This is a genomic window from Erythrobacter sp. S57(2025), from assembly GCF_057365055.1.
In genome coordinates this window covers 1051129-1068524 of record NZ_CP200299.1, presented here as the reverse complement: position 1 = coordinate 1068524, position 17396 = coordinate 1051129, and the positions used below count along the sequence as shown (strand labels likewise).

The window sequence follows — 17396 nt, the reverse complement described above, 5'->3', positions numbered from 1 at the left end:
GGAATGTACCCCGATCTTGCACGTGATTACTTGCCATTGCTGCAAGCGGAGATTTCTGCAGGCTCTGGCCGCGCTTCAGCCCGCTCAAACCGTGCAAAGTAACCTTTGATATCCGGGCGCTCAACAAATTCGACCAATCTGTAGCCCACCGCCTTAAACTCGCAGAAGAGCAAAGCGGGTGGGATACCATGGCGATTGGTCGGGCGGTCAACATCCACTACGATGATCTGGCCCCCTTCGGCCAATGCCGGCCACATCCGCCACAAAAATGCATACGGTTCAGTCACTTCATGGTACATGTGAACCAGAAAGATGCGGTCAAAGCTATCAACCGGCAGCTGCGGATCGTCAGCATCTCCCAGCTTGATTGAGATGTTTTCAAGCCGCTCTCGCTCCACCCGCTGACCAAGCCGCTGCAAAGCGTCGCGTGAAATATCTTGAGCAAGTACTCGGCCATCTTCGCCCACTCGCTCCGCAAGACGCACGGTGTAATAGCCCTCACCAGCCCCGATATCGGCCACCGTCATGCCGGGAGAGATATTGGCAAGGTTCATCACCTCAACCGCTTCGCCCCGCTCATCACGTGCATCCTCATTCGAAAATTGGTTGGAAACGACTTCGGATACGGGCCGGTCAGGTAGCGGGAATTCGAGCGCCGTATCAGGGCGATCAGATGGGCGTGAAAGACCATCGCAAGCCATCAAACTGGCTGACATCAGGGCGGCAAAAAGTAGGTGTCGCAAATTCATCGGACACAGGCTCTAGCGCCAAGCATCGACCTAAGCAAAAGGGTATTCGCGCGCTGGCTTGCGTTTTGCCCTTATTGCGGCGGCCCTTTGCCTTTCACCGGCCCCGTCAGATCAACTCGGCGACGCTCCGTCACTTCGCCTTCGACCATGTCTGCTTCCACCAATTCGGTTGCCATCAGTCCATAGACCCGCCCGCCCAGGAAGATCGGACGCGCATTGCCGTACCAGTCGATGCAGGACACTTCGCAATCATAACCGGCACCTGTCTGAACCTGATTTTGAGGGGTCGCCTGAATAATGCCCGCATCAGACAACAGGCCCTCATCAGTAAAATTCAGGAAAGAAAGGTCGGACACGTCCGAATACCACCAATACCCGCTCGACCGCATCACAGCGCCGACCGTTGGCACGCCCATCGTACCATCACCTTCGAACGTGTAGGTGGCGTTGAACGAGTGGCTGCGGCTTTCGCTTTCATAGCGCCCTTCGAGCAACGCAGAGCTTTGGATGGCGGCCGAGAGCGTCCCATCATCGAGCCCGATATAGCTGACCCGCAACCCCTCTCGGTCCACATAACCGTTGGCTATCACACCATCCTGCCCCATCCGTTCAAGCCGAATGAGCGTGTGACCGATAGAAACAGACTGCGCATTCTCAGGCGCTTCGATCGGGACCGCATGAACGACATTGGAAAGCGCGATCTTTGTTCCTTCGCGGTTGCGCGGAGGTCTTCGCGAATAGCGATCTCGCCCACCATAGACGATCCAGTCCCCGACAAAGCGGTTTTCGAAAGAGCGCTGCATGACGGATGGTAGCCGCGCAAATTGGCTTTCTCTTGCTGGAATATATTCGTCGCGGAACCGGGATTGAGGCGCGTTTAGCAGCGCGAATTCCTTGGGTAATTCATCGTCATCACAGGCATGACGGAAGAAGTTCGCTAGAGCACGGAAGCGGTTGCCCTTGGCGTCCATGCTGAATTGATCAATCGGCAGACCGCGAATGCCCATGACCTCGGTGTCCCCTCGACCGATTGGCACACGGTAAATCGCTGCGGGCGGGACTTCACCAAATTCAGGCGGCGGCGTGCCGACATCGCAATCATAATTGTCTAGCTCATCCCACCCAATGGCAGAATTCCAAAGGTAAACCGCATCGCCGGTAACGTACATTTCTGCGATCTCTGAACCGAGAAAACCCGTCGTTTCGCATTGCAGCCCATTCTCGATCACACCTGTTAAGGGGCAGATCGAGATCGAGTGTATCCATGGCTCTCTTGTTCCGAACACCGGTTGATAGATATCGCGAGCGCCCAGCACCTGTGCGCCCTCTTTTTCGTTCTCGTAAAACTCCTCCGCATTGGTCCAGCGGCGGATCACGGGGCGATCACGGCGACTGACGAGGTCTTCTGCGCGGTAGGGTGTGTGGATCACCAGTTTATCACCCACGATCCGCGTCGCATAATTGTCGACGTCATAATAATCGTCTGAGGAGATGAGGAAGACACCGCGGTGGCTTACCTGACCGGTTTCCTGATCGAGTTGCAGAACCGTGATCTCACTCGCGTCGTCTTCATACGAATAGGCGGTGACGATGATCTGATTGCCTTGGACCAGCATCTCATCATACCAGTCCGCGCCAATTGCATCGCCGTCCTCATCCTTACGATAGACATCCTGCCGGTCGGTGAGCGTCATTGTGGGATAGTGAACGGCAAAGATGCGGCCATCTTGCAGGACGAGCAGATATTCACCGATCAGCTTGACGATGTCGCCTTCATCGACGCTGGCGACCTGTGTGTTGGTGATGTTAGGATTATCGCTGCCGGTGACCGCGGTGACAGCCAAAGGCACGGATTGCGGTGAAGATACAATGCGTGAGCCTGTGACGGTGATGTAGGCTTCTTCCTCCTCTACTGGGCAGTCTTCAGGCACAGCGCATTCGGGTTCTGCATCTTGCAGCAACGCCACGACGATCTCACCACTCTCGGCAGCGCCATACCGTCGGCGACCCTCTGCACGGCGCAGGCGTTCGGTTGCACGCATGTAGCGGCGGAAATCGACCTCGCCGCCGAACGTTTCAAATTCGGGAGTAGCTAACCTGCGATAACGGCGGTTTTGATAGGCTGGCTGTTGATCTGCTTCAGGCCGCGCAAGCTCCGGGTCAATATCGGGCAATGGGACAGGAGGCAGCGTCTCAATCGCATCCGGTAAAATGATGCGCACTTCCCCCGCTACCGGTTTTTGAGGTGCCTTTTGTGGCGAAGTTTGAGCCAGAGCGGGGCTTGCCAAAAGCGCCCCCGTAGCAACGCCCAGACCAAGACGAACCAGAACCGACTTCATCATGCCATTCTCCCCTTGTTAGAAGAGAAGGCTAACGAAAATTCTAATGATTACAAATCGTTTCGCTGTGCAACGGGTCGCGGTTTGCAACCGGTCAGGCTACAATCACTCAACGTCCTCAACATCCACCTGTTCGCCCGTCACACGCTGGGCGAGAGCTGCGGATATGTATCCGTCAATCTCCCCATCAAGCACTTTATCAGGCGAGCTAGAGGTGAAGCCCGTGCGAAGGTCCTTGACCATTTGATAGGGCTGCAAGACGTATGAACGGATTTGGTGACCCCACCCGATCTCGCTCTTTTCCTGATACTCACCTGATGCCGCTGCCTCGCGCTCCGCCATTTCGCGTTCGAACAGGCGCGCTTTGAGCATGTTCATCGCGGTCGCGCGGTTCTTGTGCTGCGAACGGTCGTTTTGGCTTGCGACTACAATGCCCGTTGGCTGGTGCGTGATGCGCACGGCGGAATCGGTAGTGTTAACGTGCTGACCGCCCGCGCCAGAGGCACGATACGTGTCGATTTTGAGGTCCGCTGGATTGATCTCAATATCAATGTCGTCGTCGATCACCGGATAGACCCACACGCTCGAAAAACTGGTGTGGCGCTTGGCTGCGCTATCATAGGGACTGATGCGGACGAGGCGGTGAACGCCGCTTTCTGTCTTGGCATAGCCATAGGCATTTTCGCCTTTGATCAGCAAAGTTGCGGTCTTGATGCCGGCCTGATCGCCCGCCTGATATTCAACCGTTTCGATCTTAAAGCCGCGCCGTTCAGCCCAGCGGCCATACATGCGGAACAGCATCTCGGCCCAATCCTGCGATTCGGTGCCGCCTGCACCTGCATGGATTTCTAGGTAAGTATCGTTCCCATCGGCTTCGCCAGACAGCAGCGCCTGCACTTTGTCTGCGTCAGCGCGAATTGCGAGCTTTTCGAGGCTGGAGAGACCATCATTGATTATGCTCTCCTCACCTTCAGCCTCGCCCATCTCAATAAACTCAATCGCGTCGCCCATTTCGGCGGAGATTTCGTTCACTGTACCAACAGCGTTCTCGAGCAGTTTTTGCTCGCGGCTGATCTTTTGCGCCTCTTTGGGATTGTCCCATAAGGTCGGATCCTGAACACGCGCGTTGAGCTCATCCAGACGGCGCAAAGCACGCTCCCAATCGAGCGATTGTCGCACCAGATCAAGCGCTGCTTCGATCCGGTCAATATGGGCTTGGGCCTCGGCCCGCATGGCAATTCCTTAAAGCTGGCTTATGCGTATTGCTTTTGCGTGTTGCTGGGCCGCTTCGCTTAGCGAGAGAGCCGCGATTGTAAAGCGTCAGTAGATGCCGCCCTGCTCTTCCGCAAAGTTCTCAGGCATTTCTTCAACCTGCTCCGACGAGCGCGCATTGCTTGCACCGCGAGAGGTTCTGATCAGCTCGAGAATTTCGTCGCGCTTGGCAGCGATCTCGTCTTGGCGCGTGGAGCGGTCTGGCTCGGTGTCCGGCTTGAAAGCCTCCCAAATGATGTCCGCCCTATCCGCACCCGTGGGCCAGCCATCAAGCACCCGCTTGCCCGTCCTGCGGTCAACGCGGATCATGCGGATGCCTTCAGGTGCGATGGGCGGTAGGTCAGACCAGCGCTCTCGCGAACCAGCGATAAGATCGCGAATAATCGGCGCTGCAATTGTGCCGCCTTGCGCGTAACCACCCATATTGCGCGGCGTATCAAAGCCGACATAGGCACCTGCGATCAAACGCTGTGTTCCGCCGACAAACCAAACGTCTTTTGGCCCAGTGGTCGTGCCCGTCTTTCCGAACAGCGGTAGATCCAACCCGTTCAGAACGGTCGCGGTACCGCGCGTCACCACACCTTCGAGCATGTGCATGGTTTGGAACGCGGTGCGCGCATCCATCGCTTGCTCACCCTTAAGGCCAAAGCGCGGCATGGCCTCGCCGTCCCACTCCGACATATTACAGCCGTTGCAAGAGCGTTGATCGGCGCGCCAAATGACTTTGCCGGTGCGGTCCTGCACATAGTCAATCACCGTCGGCTCGTTCAGTTTGCCGTGATTGGCGAGCGCTGAATAGGCCGTCACCATTTTCAGAACGGTGGATTCCTCCGCGCCAAGCGACGTTGCGGCATAGGGATCGGGGTCTTCGGAAATGTTCAGGTCTTCGATCATGCCAACGACATTATCCATGCCCGCTTGCATCCCGATTTGGACGGTCATGATGTTCTGTGATTGCTCAAGACCATAGCGCATCGGGAATTGTCCCGCGCGCCCGCCGCGAATGCACTTTTGGCCAAGCCTGCGCCCCTGATAATAGCAATAGCGCGTATTATCGACCTGCGTCGAAGGGGTCATGCCATTGTCGAGCCCGGTCGCGTAGACAAACGGTTTGATCGTCGAACCCGGCTGCCGCAAAGCCTGGGTTGCTCGGTTAAAGTCGGATAAGCGGTCATCGAACCCACCTTGCATGGCGAGCACTCGGCCGGTCTGGGCATTCTGGACTACCAACCCACCTTGCGCCGCTGGTACATTGGCTGTCCGGAAACCATTACCGCTTGGTCGCACAACGATCACATCACCTGCTTTGACAGCATTGGGCGGAGAGATAAGCGGTTTTTCTTCACCGTCGGAAAACCCGATTGTGGCCGAAGAACCGCTGCGCGAAGTGACGACGCCAACGCGCCAATCTTCGTAATTCACGCTGAGATAAGAGCTGGCGAGCTGGCCTGCCCAATTGCCCTCTTCCATGTTGATATTCGCGACGGGCCCGCTCCAACCACGCCTGCCTTGATAGCGCACGAGACCTTTGCGTAAGGCATCGCGTGCAGCATCCTGTAACTCGACATCGAGTGATGTTCGAACCCACAATCCGCCCGCATAAACGCTGTTTTCGCCGTCCTCTGCACTTTCACCGAAATCGGCGATCAATTGGCGGCGGACTTCTTCAAGGAAGTAGCCCGCATCAGCGCTGCGCTGTGTGCGTTGGCGTGCAAGTCCAATTGGCTTGGCCGCCGCTTCCGCCCGTTCCGCTTCGGTGATGAAGCCATTTTCTTGCATCTGAGCGAGCACAAAATCGCGCCGCTCCATTGCGGCTTCTTCTTGACCCGAACGGCCATAGCGCTCTGGCGCCTTTGGAAGGATCGCGAGAAATGCCATTTCATGCAGGTCAAGATCGCCCACATCTTTGTCGAAATAGGCTCGCGCTGCCGCCTGCACACCAAATGATCGACGGCCGAGCGGGATTTCATTGAGGTAAAGCTCTAGGATTTCCTGCTTGCTCAGAACCCCTTCGATGCGGCTTGCAAGGATCATCTCTTTCAGCTTGCGTGTCACTGAATATTCGTCACCCAAGAGCAATATTTTGGCGAGCTGCTGGGTAATCGTTGAACCACCCACCGCGCGTTCGCCTGAGCCATATTTGGTAGCGTAATCGAACACCGCATTGGCCGTGCCGGTTATATCGACACCGCCGTGGGTGTAAAAGGTCTTGTCCTCGGCGGAAATATAGGCCTGCTTCAGCCGCTCAGGGAAATCTTCATATTGCAACTGCACACGGCGCTCGCGCGCATATGAGTGGACGATTTCACCGTCGATCCCGCGCACTACTGTGGGTAGCGGGGTTTGATATTCAGTCAGGCTATCAGCCTCTGGCAGGTCACTAGCGAGCCAAAACCATGCCACGATCCACAGTGCGATGAAGGCGATCACACCAAAGGCAAAAAGTTTGAAAAGCCAGCTGGAACGCCACTTTTCACCAAACCATGCGACAGCGCCCTTGGCATCGCGCGAAAGGCGAAAGCGGGCGTAATCAGGAAAGGAGGCGGGGCTTTCTTCAGTCATGGTTCTTTCGTTTCGGGGGCGATTTACAGTGCTTTAATAGATATGGCTAGGCGGCTTGACCGCGATTGAACAAGATGTGTGGTTAAGGCTCGATGCGCCGAGCGAAATAGACCCTGATCGCACGGGCGAGCACTTCAGCATATTCGCGTTGACCTTCCTCGGTTGTGAGTCGCACACGGTCGCCTTCATTGGTGACAAAGCCGCTTTCAAATAGCACGCCAGGCACATCAGGCGCGCGAAGCACGGCAAGCGCGGCGGAGCGCTGCGTTTGCGGGTGAAAGGCAATACGCCCTTCACCTTCGCGTTCGATCAAAGACGCAAATTCAGTCGCATCACCTTGCGTGCGTTGCTGCGACAGCTCCACCAAGATGGTGTTCACCTCTTCGCTCTGCCCCTCAATTTCCACGCCATTCACCGCGTCAAAAGCCGCCTCGCGCTCAGCAAACCTGGCGGCGGCTTCGCTGGAGGCTTCGGCTGACAAAGTGTAGATTGATGCGCCCGTTACATCACTACGCTCGCCAGCAGAATCGGCATGGATAGACAAGAAAAGGTCAGCATCCATCCGGCGCGCTATCTCGGGGCGCTGTGGGTTGGGAATGCGAATGTCCGTGTCCCGCGTAAGAGCCACACGCACTCCGCCTTCCTCTACCAAAGCATCGCGCAATGCGATTGCGATGGCGAGCACCACGTCTTTTTCCTGAACGCCCCCGCTGATTGAGCCGGGATCTTCCCCGCCGTGCCCTGCATCAATCACCACAAGCGGGCGGTCTGCATCGTCCGGACCAACAATGTCTGGCAGGTCAATGGGCTCATCCTGAGGGTTCAGCACAAACCTTAAGACATAATCTCGGCCCCATTCCGGGACTGGAATTTTCGCGCCCAAAAGCGCTGCACCACCCAGCAATATTAGCGGGACGGCGACAATCACCAATAGAAGCGAACGCACACTCATCGTGCCACGATCTTAGAATGTTGCGCATCATCAGCGCAATAGAGTTGCGGCATGAAACCCACGGTGCTAGCGTTTGTATCGAAACGGGGGATGTTGATCTTAACAGGTCTGCTCTAACCCGGTTTCTCATTAAATCGGCTGATAGCGCTAATGCGCTCCTTATAGCCACATAACAGGTTGATGCAGTGACGAGACGCTTCTCCTCGCAAGGAATTGCCCGGCTCCCGATGGACGCCGGACCTTTTGCGAGCAGCCGCGCGGACACGATCCGCACTCTCGCCCCAGCAGACACGAATATTGCGCGCAAACCGCAAAAGCGACTTGGCGCAACTTTGCACAACGGCCTTGCAATCGAACATCCGATAAAGGCCGCTCACTCACACAATACGCGCTCCTCCCACGGCATGACCGTGATGCGATCGAGCGCTTGGAGAATATTACATGGCAACGCGCATGCTAATCGATGCGCGCCACTCGGAAGAGACCCGGGTGGCGGTGCTCAAAGGAAACCGGATTGAGGAATTCGATTTCGAATTTGCTGAGCACAAGCAGATAAAAGGCAACATTTACCTCGCAAAAGTAACGCGAGTAGAACCTTCCCTTCAGGCGGCATTTGTCGATTTTGGCGGCAATCGCCATGGCTTTCTCGCCTTTAGCGAAATTCACCCCGACTATTACCAAATCCCGCAGGATGACCGCGAACGCTTGCTCGCAGAGGAAGCAGAAGCCGCAGAAGAAGAAGCACGGCTGCGTGCTGAGGAAGAGGAAGAAGGCGTAACCCCCGGCGATGAATATGACGCCGAGGACGAAAGCGCTGAGGCATTAGCCGAAGACCTCGCCGAAGACGGTCTGGAAGAGATCGACACGTCGGAGAAAGACAAAGTCGCGACCATCGAAGACGGCGCATCAGATGATGATGGCGAAGACGACGACAGCGATGAAGACGAGGCGGAAGAAACCGAAGAAGGCGATTCGTCCGACGAAGAAGCCTCCGAAGATGGCGAAGAAAAGAAACCGCGCCGTGGACGCCGGGGCCGTGGTCGCCGCCGTCAAGGCAAAGGTGGCGAAGGAAAAGGTGGCCGTGGCCGCAGCCGCGCCAAGGAAGTCGACGAAGTGCGCGCCAAGCGCATGGCACTGCGTCGCCGTTACAAAATCCAGGATGTCATTCAGCGCCGTCAGGTTCTGCTCGTCCAGGTCGTAAAGGAAGAGCGCGGGAATAAAGGCGCTGCTCTCACCACCTATCTCAGCCTTGCAGGCCGCTACACCGTTCTGATGCCGAACAGCTCTCACGGTGGCGGGATTAGCCGGAAGATCAACTCGTCCAGCGACCGTAAGCGTCTAAAGCAGGTCGTGTCCGATCTCTCACTGCCCAAGACCATGGGCTTGATCGTGCGTACCGCTGGTATCAGCCGCACCAAGACAGAGATTAAGCGTGACTTCGATTATCTCGCTCGATTGTGGGACGATATTCGCAAGACCACCCTCGCCTCCACTGCACCCAGCCTCGTCCATTCGGACAGTGATCTGATCAAGCGTGCGATCCGCGACATCTACAACCGCGAGATTGAAGAGGTCGTGGTCGAAGGCGAGGATGGCTACAAAGCCGCCAAAGCCTTTATGAAAATGCTGATGCCCAGCCATGCGCGCCGGGTGAAAGCGTATTCCGATCCGGTGCCCCTGTTCCAGCGTTATGGCGCTGAAGACCAGCTGCGTGCGATGTATGATCCGATGGTGCAGCTGAAATCAGGCGGCTATCTGATCATCAACCCAACCGAGGCGCTTGTCTCGATCGACATTAACTCAGGCCGCTCGACCAAAGAGCACGGGATCGAGCAGACCGCGCTGCACACCAACTTAGAGGCAGCGCGCGAGATCGCTCGTCAGCTGCGCCTGCGCGATATGGCCGGTCTGGTCGTGATCGACTTCATCGACATGGAATACAATTCCAACGTCCGCAAAGTCGAAAAGGCGATGAAGGAAGCGCTCAAGAACGACCGCGCGCGCATTCAGGTGGGCCGCATTTCAGGCTTCGGCCTGATGGAAATGAGCCGCCAGCGTCTGCGCACCGGCGTTCTCGAAGCGACCACACGCGAATGCCCGCATTGCGATGGCTCTGGCCTCGTTCGCACAGCGTCGTCTGCTGGCCTGTCTGCACTGCGTCTGATCGAAGATGAAGCGGCCAAGGGCAAAGGCACGATCATCAAGCTCGCAGCCAGTACCGAAGCGGCGATCTACATGCTCAATGACAAGCGCAGCGAGCTGGTTGAGATCGAAGAACGTTACGGCGTGCGTGTCGATGTCTCGCCTGAAGGCGAAGATGAAGGCGCAAAAATGAGCGTCACAAGCGCCGGCCCTCGCCCCACTCAGGCCCCCAAGTTTGAACCCATCATCGATGAAGATGATGGCGATGAAGACTTGCCAGAGGAGGACTTCACTGAGGACGAGGACGACAAGCCACGCAAAAAGCGTCGTCGTCGCCGTGGTGGCCGTGGCCGCAACAAGAAGCGTAACGAAGACGGTTCTGAAGAAGGTGCAGAAGGCGTCGAAGGCGACAGCGTTGACGATCAGAGCGAAGGCACTGAAGGCGATCCTGTCGAGGAAGCAAATGAAGACGGCGAAGAAAAGCCCAAGCGCCGTCGTCGCCGTGGTGGCCGTGGCCGCCGCAAGAAGACCGAAGAAGGCGCAGAGGATGCTGTAGAGGCGTCAGACGCCGCCAATGAAGCCGATGCCGAAGCAGCTCCTGCTGACGCGGCAGAGGCTCCAGCAGAGGACACTCCTGCTGACGAAGCCCCCGCCGAAAAGCCAAAGCGAAAGCGTGCACCGCGTAAGAAGAAAGCGGATGCAGCTAAGGAAGAGGCTCCAGCAGAAGAAACCCCGGCTGAGGACGTCCCTGCCAAGGAAGCGAAAGAAGCTCCTGCTGAAAAGCCTAAGCGCAAGCGTGCCCCTCGTAAGAAGAAGATTGAGGAAGCTCCCGCTAAGGAAGCAGCCTCAACAGCTGAGGAAAGCGCACCAGCGGCAGCGGAACCAGCAAGCGCGAGCGATGACGGCGAAAAAGCCCCAGCTGGCAAAAAACGCGGTGGTTGGTGGCAGCGCACCTTTGGTGAGTAACGCCTAACCTCAAGACAAAGAAAAGGCCGGTGCCCGCATCACGCGCGCACCGGCCTTTTTGTTATCTAATTACGTCCGCCGCTTCGCCTACATCCCAGGCTTTCGCGCCACACCCCATTCATTCCACATTGCGAATTTCGGTGCCTTTGGAAGGTATCCCTGCCCCAACGGCTCGACCTCAAAACCCGCCCCGCGAAATGCAGAACCGATGGGCCGGGTCAAATGGCATCCACCTGCAAGCCGTTTCCATGTCGGCTCAATCCGATCTTGCCACTTCGCAACACTAGCGTCAGGCGCTCGGCCATGTTCGAGAAACAAAGCTTGCCCACCGGGACGCAGGATGCGGCGCATTTCGGACAGAACCCGCGCTGGGTCTTCAACCGAGCACAGAGTGAAGGTACAAACAACGCTATCGAAAAAGCGATCAGGGAATGGAATATCCTCGCCCGAGGCCTGCCTCAGATCAGCGGGCCAACCTTTCTCCTGAGCGGCCTTTCGCGCATTATCGAGCAAGCCATCATGCGGGTCGATCCCAGCATAGGATGTGATCGCATCCTTATCGTAAAATTCGTGATTGATGCCGCCGCCGCAGCCGAGTTCAAACACATCGCCGCGGGCCAGCGGAACGACGGCAGAGCGCCGTTTCATCACCTGCCCAGTGCCACAGGCACAGCGAACAAGCCGCGGCATGATATGCGCATCGTACCAGTCTCCGAGTCCCATCTGCGGCATCCTCTCCTAACCGAGTGGTAAAGGCAGACTGTCGGATTGCGTCAAAAAGTAAATCGCAAATTTTGCAAACTTGCCTCAGACAGCGGGTTGAAGGCACTTTTGTTGCACACCTGCCGCAATCAGGGCCATATCATCGCGAATTTCGGCCTCCACTTGTGGCAGGGGCAGCTTTGCCCAGCGCGTGAATTGCGGCATTGAAAGGCCGATACGCAGTGTTCCACCCCAGCCATCATCACCTGCGACGCACTTAACCGGTTGGCCGAGGCGCACTCCATCAAGCGCAAGCGCCTGGTGCAGCTGCTGCGCCTCATCGAAGGTAGAAAGTCCCGGCAACATGCTCACATCCAGTGTGGCAAGCGTGCGCATCTCAATGGGTAAGCTGTGCGCGATGCCGCCAGGCACAATTCGGCGAGCGCCAAGCGGCTTAATACAATGCGATGTCAACGCGCTTTCAAAAGTGTCAATGATCGCCTCGACTTGAGAGATCGGGATACGCTGAAACCGTTCAATTTCGAACACGGCCGCCTCTAACCGAAGAGCAAGCGAGATATTTGTGCTGTTCTCAAGCATCTCACGCCCTGACCAGCGATGTGGCCATTCCGCTCGCCTGAAAATTGTCGCAAACCCCTCGGGAATGGCGGCGGCGGTGTCGGCGATAGCGCGCGGTATCAATGCCCAGCCATTGAAGGGCGGCGCACCGATGAATTTGGACCCGGTCATCAAGACAATCGCGCCAAGCTGCATATACTGCGCAATTGCGGCGCTGGTGATGCGCGCCTGACACGCGTCTATGACGAAGGTTACGTGGCCCTCAAACCGGTCCTGCAGGGCTCTCAGATCGTCAATATCGGGCAGGACAAGGCCAGTTTTTGACCCGTGGACGCCGTGGATCAGGCAGTGTCTGTCACTTGCACGGCCCACTTCGATCTCTTTTATCATCTGGGCCAAGATCGTGTCGCTTGCCTGAGCGTTGCCCTGCCCACAGCGCACCGGAATATCGACCATTGTGACAGGGCCCATGCCCGCGACTTCTCCCTGCGGCGCCACGCTATTGCCGAGCGCGGTTTCGCTCGCAAAATAGCGCCCAATCGCGGAGTGGATACAGCCAGAGCCGATCTCATCTGCACCCAGTAAAACGTTGTGAATGCCGCCTATAGCTCGCCCGCGCACCGCTGCCAAAGCCACATATTCAAGGTCGGTGCCCGACGGAGCGAAGACTATGTCTGCGCTTCTTCCAATGGCGAAAGCTGTTCGGATCCGGGTTGCGATTGACGTGAGCCAATCGTCATAGTCCCGCGCATGATCCAGCGTGAGCAAATGCGCAAAGGCGTCTGCTGAGATGTCGCTCACGGTTGAGGAGGAATAAGCGAGCACGTCGCGCGGATACGGGGCTGAGAGATATTTGTTGAGGCCCGTATCGCTATTCAGCGTAATACGCGCGTCTCCCCCGGCGGTGAGCGCTTCGATAAGGCGCTGTTCCTTTGCGCCATGATTGAAGCCCTGTGCGGGGCGATTTAGCGGCAGTCGATTGATAACCTGAATATCCCGTACCTGCGCCCCAAGTTTGGGCCTTAAACAAAGGTGTTCGACAAGAAAACCGCAAAATGCGCTGGCGCGGTGGATAGGTACGCACTAAAGCGCGCCCAAATTCAGGCAAAAAGATAAGATAATAACAATGGCGCAAACGCTTTCACCGCTGACGATTCCTGCTGAGGCCAAGGAGCGGTTGAACATTCTTTTCCTCGCCAAAAATGCCCTTTGGGAAGGCGATATCCATCCCCAAGACGGCAATCACGCGGCCTATCACCGCGAAATGCGCGAAGTGCTCGAAGGGCTTGGCCTCAACCTCACCATCCGCGAAACGCACGATATCTTGTTCGACCCGCCAGAGGGGATCGACTTTGTCTTCCCGCTGCTCAACCGCGCAGGCTTCTTCAATTCGGAAATGCTGGTGCCGCTTTTGTGTGAGCGAGCGGGAATTCCGTATCTGGGTGCGAACCCGATCCTGCGCGGGCTTTCCGATGACAAACACCTTGCCAAGCTCGCTGCTGCCGACGCTGGCGTCCCCACCGCGCCGTGGGCGGTTTATCGCAAAGGCGCGCCAATCACGCCGGAAAAGCTGCCCAAAGCAAGCCGCTATGTGATCAAGCCGAATAATTCGTCTGCCAGTTGGGGTGTCGAGGACGCGACTGACTGGCAAGGCGTCGAAGCGGCAGTCAAACGCATTCACACAGACCCCTCCAATGGTGGCCAAGATGCGATCGTTGAACCGTTCCTGGAGGGCAGCGATGTCGAGGTCCCTGTCGTCACTATCGACGGTGAGCCGCAGATCTTGCCCATGCTGATTTTCCGCCAAGCAGACCCATCGCACCTGCGAACCTATTACGAAAAGCGTGATCTGGTCGATCGTAGCCAGAAATACTCGCTTGATCCGTTCGACAACCCAGAAATGGTTGTGCGGATTTCCGAGCTAACCCGATTAAACTGGGAAGAGTATCGCCCGTTTGATTATGGCCGCTTCGAATTCCGCGTGAACGAAGAGACTGGCGAAATCACCTTTCTTGAGCTCAACCTCAACTGCAATCTGTGGTCGCAAAAGGTTTTTGGCAGAGCGGCTGCAATGGCAGGTTGGACCCAAAAACAGCTGATTGAGACGCTGCTGGCAGAGGGCTTGGCGCGCCACAAACTGATCTAGCTGCGCTCTACAACCCTCTAAATTTCAATAAAAATCCACTTACCGCGCATTAATCAATTTGGCCTAATGCACTTGGTGAGATGAGTGAGTTAGGGCACCTATCAAGCAACAAGCATGAACTGCGGGCGCGTACAGCGTCGGCGGTGCATGAAATCTATCGCCCTATCCTGCGCGGTTATTTCGCAATTTTTGCGCTCTATTACCTCGCAATGACCCCCATGAACTATCGTGACATAATCGGCACCGAAATGGTGATCATGGTCACAGCGTCCAGCGTTGCTGCCATAGTCGCCGTTTTTGGTACGTGGTTTATGCGTAAGCCCGCGGTTGCGGAACGGGTTGAGTGGCTGCTGCTAGTCATGAACTGCCTAGTCGTTGCAAATGTCGCGATTGCCCTGCGAATTGATTTCCAGCCCGAAAAGATGACCTATTTCATCATCATGGCGATGCTCTTCGCCTTGGCGAGCCTAAGCTTTCGCCAGGCAGCGGTCTCGATTGCGGTGTCAGGCATTGTCCTATTTGGGTTCATGACACGATTGGACGAAAGCGCGCTCGCATCATACGGCTATCTTACATTCGGAGCCGCGATGGCATCGCTTGCCATCGCATTCTTCCTACGCAAAGCGATCATCAACATTGCGCAGGCCAAGCTCAAAACCGAGCAAGAATTGGAAAAGGCACGGGTAGTCAGTGAAGAAATGCGGGCGAAGTCGCTGTCGGACAGCCTCACCCTGCTGCCCAACCGTCGTGCGTTCTTTGCTGCTTTGCGCGAAACAGTCCGGTTGCAAAACAAATCGAGCGAGCCTGATGACGTCTGGTTGATGCTGGTTGATCTTGATGGGTTCAAATCCGTCAACGATATCCATGGGCATTTGACAGGTGACGTCCTGCTCAAACAGGTTGCGGGGCGGTTGGAATTGTTCGCAGGCGAAGATTTCCACGTGAGCCGCATGGGCGGCGATGAATTCAATCTAATCCTAAAGACAAAGGACAGCCAAGAACGGGTCGTCGAGCGGTGTGAGGATCTGCTGAGCATCCTGTCGGCAACCTATGTCATTGATGGTCGACATGTCCGGGTCTCCTGCTCCATCGGATGTAAGCTGCTGGACCTTCAGGAATCGACGCGCACCCAGATTAATCAGGCAGATTTTGCGCTGATGGCGGCAAAACAGCAGGGTAAGAACTGTGTTGTGGTGTTTGATAAGGCGCATGCAGAGCGCGCAGACGCCCGTTTCCGGGTCGAAACAGCGCTGCGTCAAGCGGATCTGCAAAAAGAACTGACGCTGATGTATCAGCCGCAATTTGATCTAACGGGCGGAAAGTTTGTGCGCGCTGAGGTTTTGGCGCGCTGGTGCAGCCCGACCATCGGCCAAGTGCCGCCCGACAGGTTTATCAAAATTGCAGAAGAAAGCGGCCTGATCACCGACATAACCTTGTTGGTGGTGGAAAAAACCTTCGCTGAGATGAAAAACTGGGCCTCTCCACTGCCGCTGTCCATCAACCTATCCAGCCTCGACCTGATTTCTGACCCGATTGTCGATCAGATCATTACGGCGGCCAGTAAATTCGATGTCGATCCGCTGATGATCGAGTTTGAAGTGACTGAAACTGCGATGTTGGCCGATTTTGAAAAGGCCAGAGCGAACCTTCATCGTCTTTCAAAAGTCGGCTTCACAATCGCTCTTGATGATTTTGGCACCGGGTATTCCAACTTCAATTACCTGCGCGCGCTGCCGATTAACAAGCTGAAGGTCGACCGTTCCTTCATGGAAAATCCGGGCGATCCCGCATCTGAGAAGATTCTGCATTCGCTGGTGGGTATGTCACGCGCTCTGGGTGTGCATTGCTTGCTCGAAGGGGTTGAAGATGAGCTCGCATTGCTAACCGCGAAACGCGTCGGTGCGGAATCAGTTCAAGGCTTCCTGTTCGGAAAGCCAATGGGCGCAGCGGATCTGCGTGAGGTGATGGCAAAGGCTCCCCGCGATGTGGGCGAACCTAGAGAGCCAAACAAGCCTAAAGCGGTACCGTCGCAAAAGGCGGGTTAAGCGGGCACTTCCTTGCCAGCAAAGTCGAACACACTTCCGCTGTGTTCCGGTTTGCGGCTCGCCAATACATTCAAAAGATTGCGCGCTGCATCGCTTCCCTTGGTCAATTGACCCTCAGGCAGACCTTTTTGGAACGGCTGCGACAAGGCGCTATTCACCGTGCCGGGATGCAGACCAACCACAATGCCTTGCGAATGCGTGCGCGCAATCTCCAGAGCGAAGTTCTTGGTGAGCATATTGAGCGCGGCTTTCGACGCGCGATAGGAATGCCACCCACCAAGTCCATTGTCGCTGATCGAGCCAACCCGCGCGCTCAGACTTGCGAACACAAAGCGATCATTTCGCGGCATAAGCGGGAGCATATGCTTCGCGACTATCGCAGGCCCGATTGTATTGAGCGCGAAGACCTGAGCCATCACTTCAGGATCGAGCCGTTTATATGTCCGCTCTGGCCCAGTTCCATCGGAAAGGGTCAGCACACCACTCGCTACGATGACCCATTCAGGCGGTGCGCCCTTCATCATTGCGGCAGCCGACGCGATGCTGGCTTCGTCCGTAAGATCAAACGCGAAAGGCACCGCCGCTCCACTGTCGCTGACTGCGGTGCCAGAGCGAGAGCCTGCATAGACGCGTTCGCACCCGCCTTGGATCAATTGCTCGCATAAGGCCGCGCCAATGCCTCCGCTCGCCCCAAAGACGACAGCGCTGCGCGGGTAATTTCCTACAAGGTCCATGCCGTGTAAAAGCAATGACGCTCTTAGTGGGTTCCCGAAATGTATGGGCTTTTTCCCATGATTTCAGCGTAAATCTGAAAGGTGACAGTTATCGCTGCACAAACAGGGTCAGATATGCACAAAAACCCCGGAATTCCGGGGTTTTCACGCAGGTGCGCGTTTTTTCTAAAGTACCCCCTTGCGTGTAACACGAAGTTGAGAGCCAAAG

The 17396-nt window shown here is 56.3% G+C and carries 11 protein-coding genes; 3 read left to right on the top strand and 8 right to left on the bottom strand.

Annotated features, from left to right (window positions below; all coding sequences use genetic code 11):
* Window positions 1–26: 26 nt before the first annotated feature.
* The 5 genes from AC0V6N_RS05130 to AC0V6N_RS05110 form a co-directional block, all read right to left on the bottom strand.
* Window positions 27–716, bottom strand: a complete 690-nt coding sequence (locus tag AC0V6N_RS05130; RefSeq protein ID WP_486170515.1) for a class I SAM-dependent methyltransferase — start codon at window positions 714–716, stop codon at window positions 27–29.
* Window positions 717–820: 104 nt separating this feature from the next.
* The gene (locus AC0V6N_RS05125; RefSeq protein WP_486170514.1) at window positions 821–3091 is read right to left on the bottom strand and encodes a beta-propeller domain-containing protein; all 2271 of its coding nucleotides are present in this window, start codon (window positions 3089–3091) and stop codon (window positions 821–823) included.
* A gap of 102 nt (window positions 3092–3193) precedes the next feature.
* Window positions 3194–4321, bottom strand: coding sequence for a peptide chain release factor 2 (gene prfB / locus AC0V6N_RS05120; protein WP_486170513.1), 1128 nt, complete (start codon window positions 4319–4321; stop codon window positions 3194–3196).
* Between the two features lie 87 nt (window positions 4322–4408).
* Window positions 4409–6922 carry a penicillin-binding protein 1A gene (locus tag AC0V6N_RS05115; protein ID WP_486170512.1) on the bottom strand — a complete coding sequence of 838 codons (2514 nt, stop codon included), beginning with the start codon at window positions 6920–6922 and terminating at the stop codon, window positions 4409–4411.
* Between the two features lie 82 nt (window positions 6923–7004).
* A complete protein-coding gene (locus tag AC0V6N_RS05110) occupies window positions 7005–7874 on the bottom strand; it encodes an N-acetylmuramoyl-L-alanine amidase family protein (protein ID WP_486170511.1) in 870 nt (289 codons plus the stop codon).
* Between the two features lie 441 nt (window positions 7875–8315).
* Here AC0V6N_RS05110 and AC0V6N_RS05105 point away from each other — a divergent pair, with 441 nt between their 5' ends.
* Window positions 8316–10982: an Rne/Rng family ribonuclease gene (locus AC0V6N_RS05105; protein ID WP_486170510.1), complete on the top strand. Its 2667-nt coding sequence runs from the start codon at window positions 8316–8318 to the stop codon at window positions 10980–10982.
* A gap of 87 nt (window positions 10983–11069) precedes the next feature.
* On the opposite strand, the gene AC0V6N_RS05100 is transcribed toward AC0V6N_RS05105, so the two are convergent.
* Window positions 11070–11705 carry a class I SAM-dependent methyltransferase gene (locus AC0V6N_RS05100; RefSeq protein WP_486172425.1) on the bottom strand — a complete coding sequence of 212 codons (636 nt, stop codon included), beginning with the start codon at window positions 11703–11705 and terminating at the stop codon, window positions 11070–11072.
* Window positions 11706–11789: 84 nt separating this feature from the next.
* Window positions 11790–13088, bottom strand: a complete 1299-nt coding sequence (locus AC0V6N_RS05095; protein WP_486170509.1) for a hypothetical protein — start codon at window positions 13086–13088, stop codon at window positions 11790–11792.
* A 301-nt stretch (window positions 13089–13389) separates the two neighbouring features.
* Here AC0V6N_RS05095 and AC0V6N_RS05090 point away from each other — a divergent pair, with 301 nt between their 5' ends.
* Both AC0V6N_RS05090 and AC0V6N_RS05085 read left to right on the top strand, forming a co-directional pair.
* Window positions 13390–14409 (top strand): D-alanine--D-alanine ligase family protein, encoded by a 1020-nt coding sequence (locus AC0V6N_RS05090; protein WP_486170508.1) that lies wholly within the window; start codon window positions 13390–13392, stop codon window positions 14407–14409.
* 209 nt (window positions 14410–14618) lie between these two features.
* Window positions 14619–16454: a putative bifunctional diguanylate cyclase/phosphodiesterase gene (locus AC0V6N_RS05085; protein WP_486170507.1), complete on the top strand. Its 1836-nt coding sequence runs from the start codon at window positions 14619–14621 to the stop codon at window positions 16452–16454.
* Here the strand turns inward: AC0V6N_RS05085 and AC0V6N_RS05080 are convergent.
* Window positions 16451–17188 (bottom strand): SDR family NAD(P)-dependent oxidoreductase, encoded by a 738-nt coding sequence (locus AC0V6N_RS05080; RefSeq protein WP_486172424.1) that lies wholly within the window; start codon window positions 17186–17188, stop codon window positions 16451–16453. The two genes, AC0V6N_RS05085 and AC0V6N_RS05080, sit on opposite strands and share 4 nt — an antisense overlap.
* Window positions 17189–17396 lie beyond the last annotated feature (208 nt).

Bases quoted from the DNA above. Each gene is read 5' to 3' on its own strand.
- AC0V6N_RS05130 (WP_486170515.1), bottom strand. From the start codon at position 716: ATGTCAGCCAGTTTGATGGCTTGCGATGGTCTTTCACGCCCATCTGAT.
- AC0V6N_RS05085 (WP_486170507.1), top strand. From the start codon at position 14,619: ATGACCCCCATGAACTATCGTGACATAATCGGCACCGAAATGGTGATC.
- prfB (WP_486170513.1), bottom strand. From the start codon at position 4,321: ATGCGGGCCGAGGCCCAAGCCCATATTGACCGGATCGAAGCAGCGCTT.
- AC0V6N_RS05100 (WP_486172425.1), bottom strand. From the start codon at position 11,705: ATGGGACTCGGAGACTGGTACGATGCGCATATCATGCCGCGGCTTGTT.
- AC0V6N_RS05080 (WP_486172424.1), bottom strand. From the start codon at position 17,188: ATGGACCTTGTAGGAAATTACCCGCGCAGCGCTGTCGTCTTTGGGGCG.
- AC0V6N_RS05125 (WP_486170514.1), bottom strand. From the start codon at position 3,091: ATGATGAAGTCGGTTCTGGTTCGTCTTGGTCTGGGCGTTGCTACGGGG.
- AC0V6N_RS05115 (WP_486170512.1), bottom strand. From the start codon at position 6,922: ATGACTGAAGAAAGCCCCGCCTCCTTTCCTGATTACGCCCGCTTTCGC.
- AC0V6N_RS05090 (WP_486170508.1), top strand. From the start codon at position 13,390: ATGGCGCAAACGCTTTCACCGCTGACGATTCCTGCTGAGGCCAAGGAG.
- AC0V6N_RS05110 (WP_486170511.1), bottom strand. From the start codon at position 7,874: ATGAGTGTGCGTTCGCTTCTATTGGTGATTGTCGCCGTCCCGCTAATA.
- AC0V6N_RS05105 (WP_486170510.1), top strand. From the start codon at position 8,316: ATGGCAACGCGCATGCTAATCGATGCGCGCCACTCGGAAGAGACCCGG.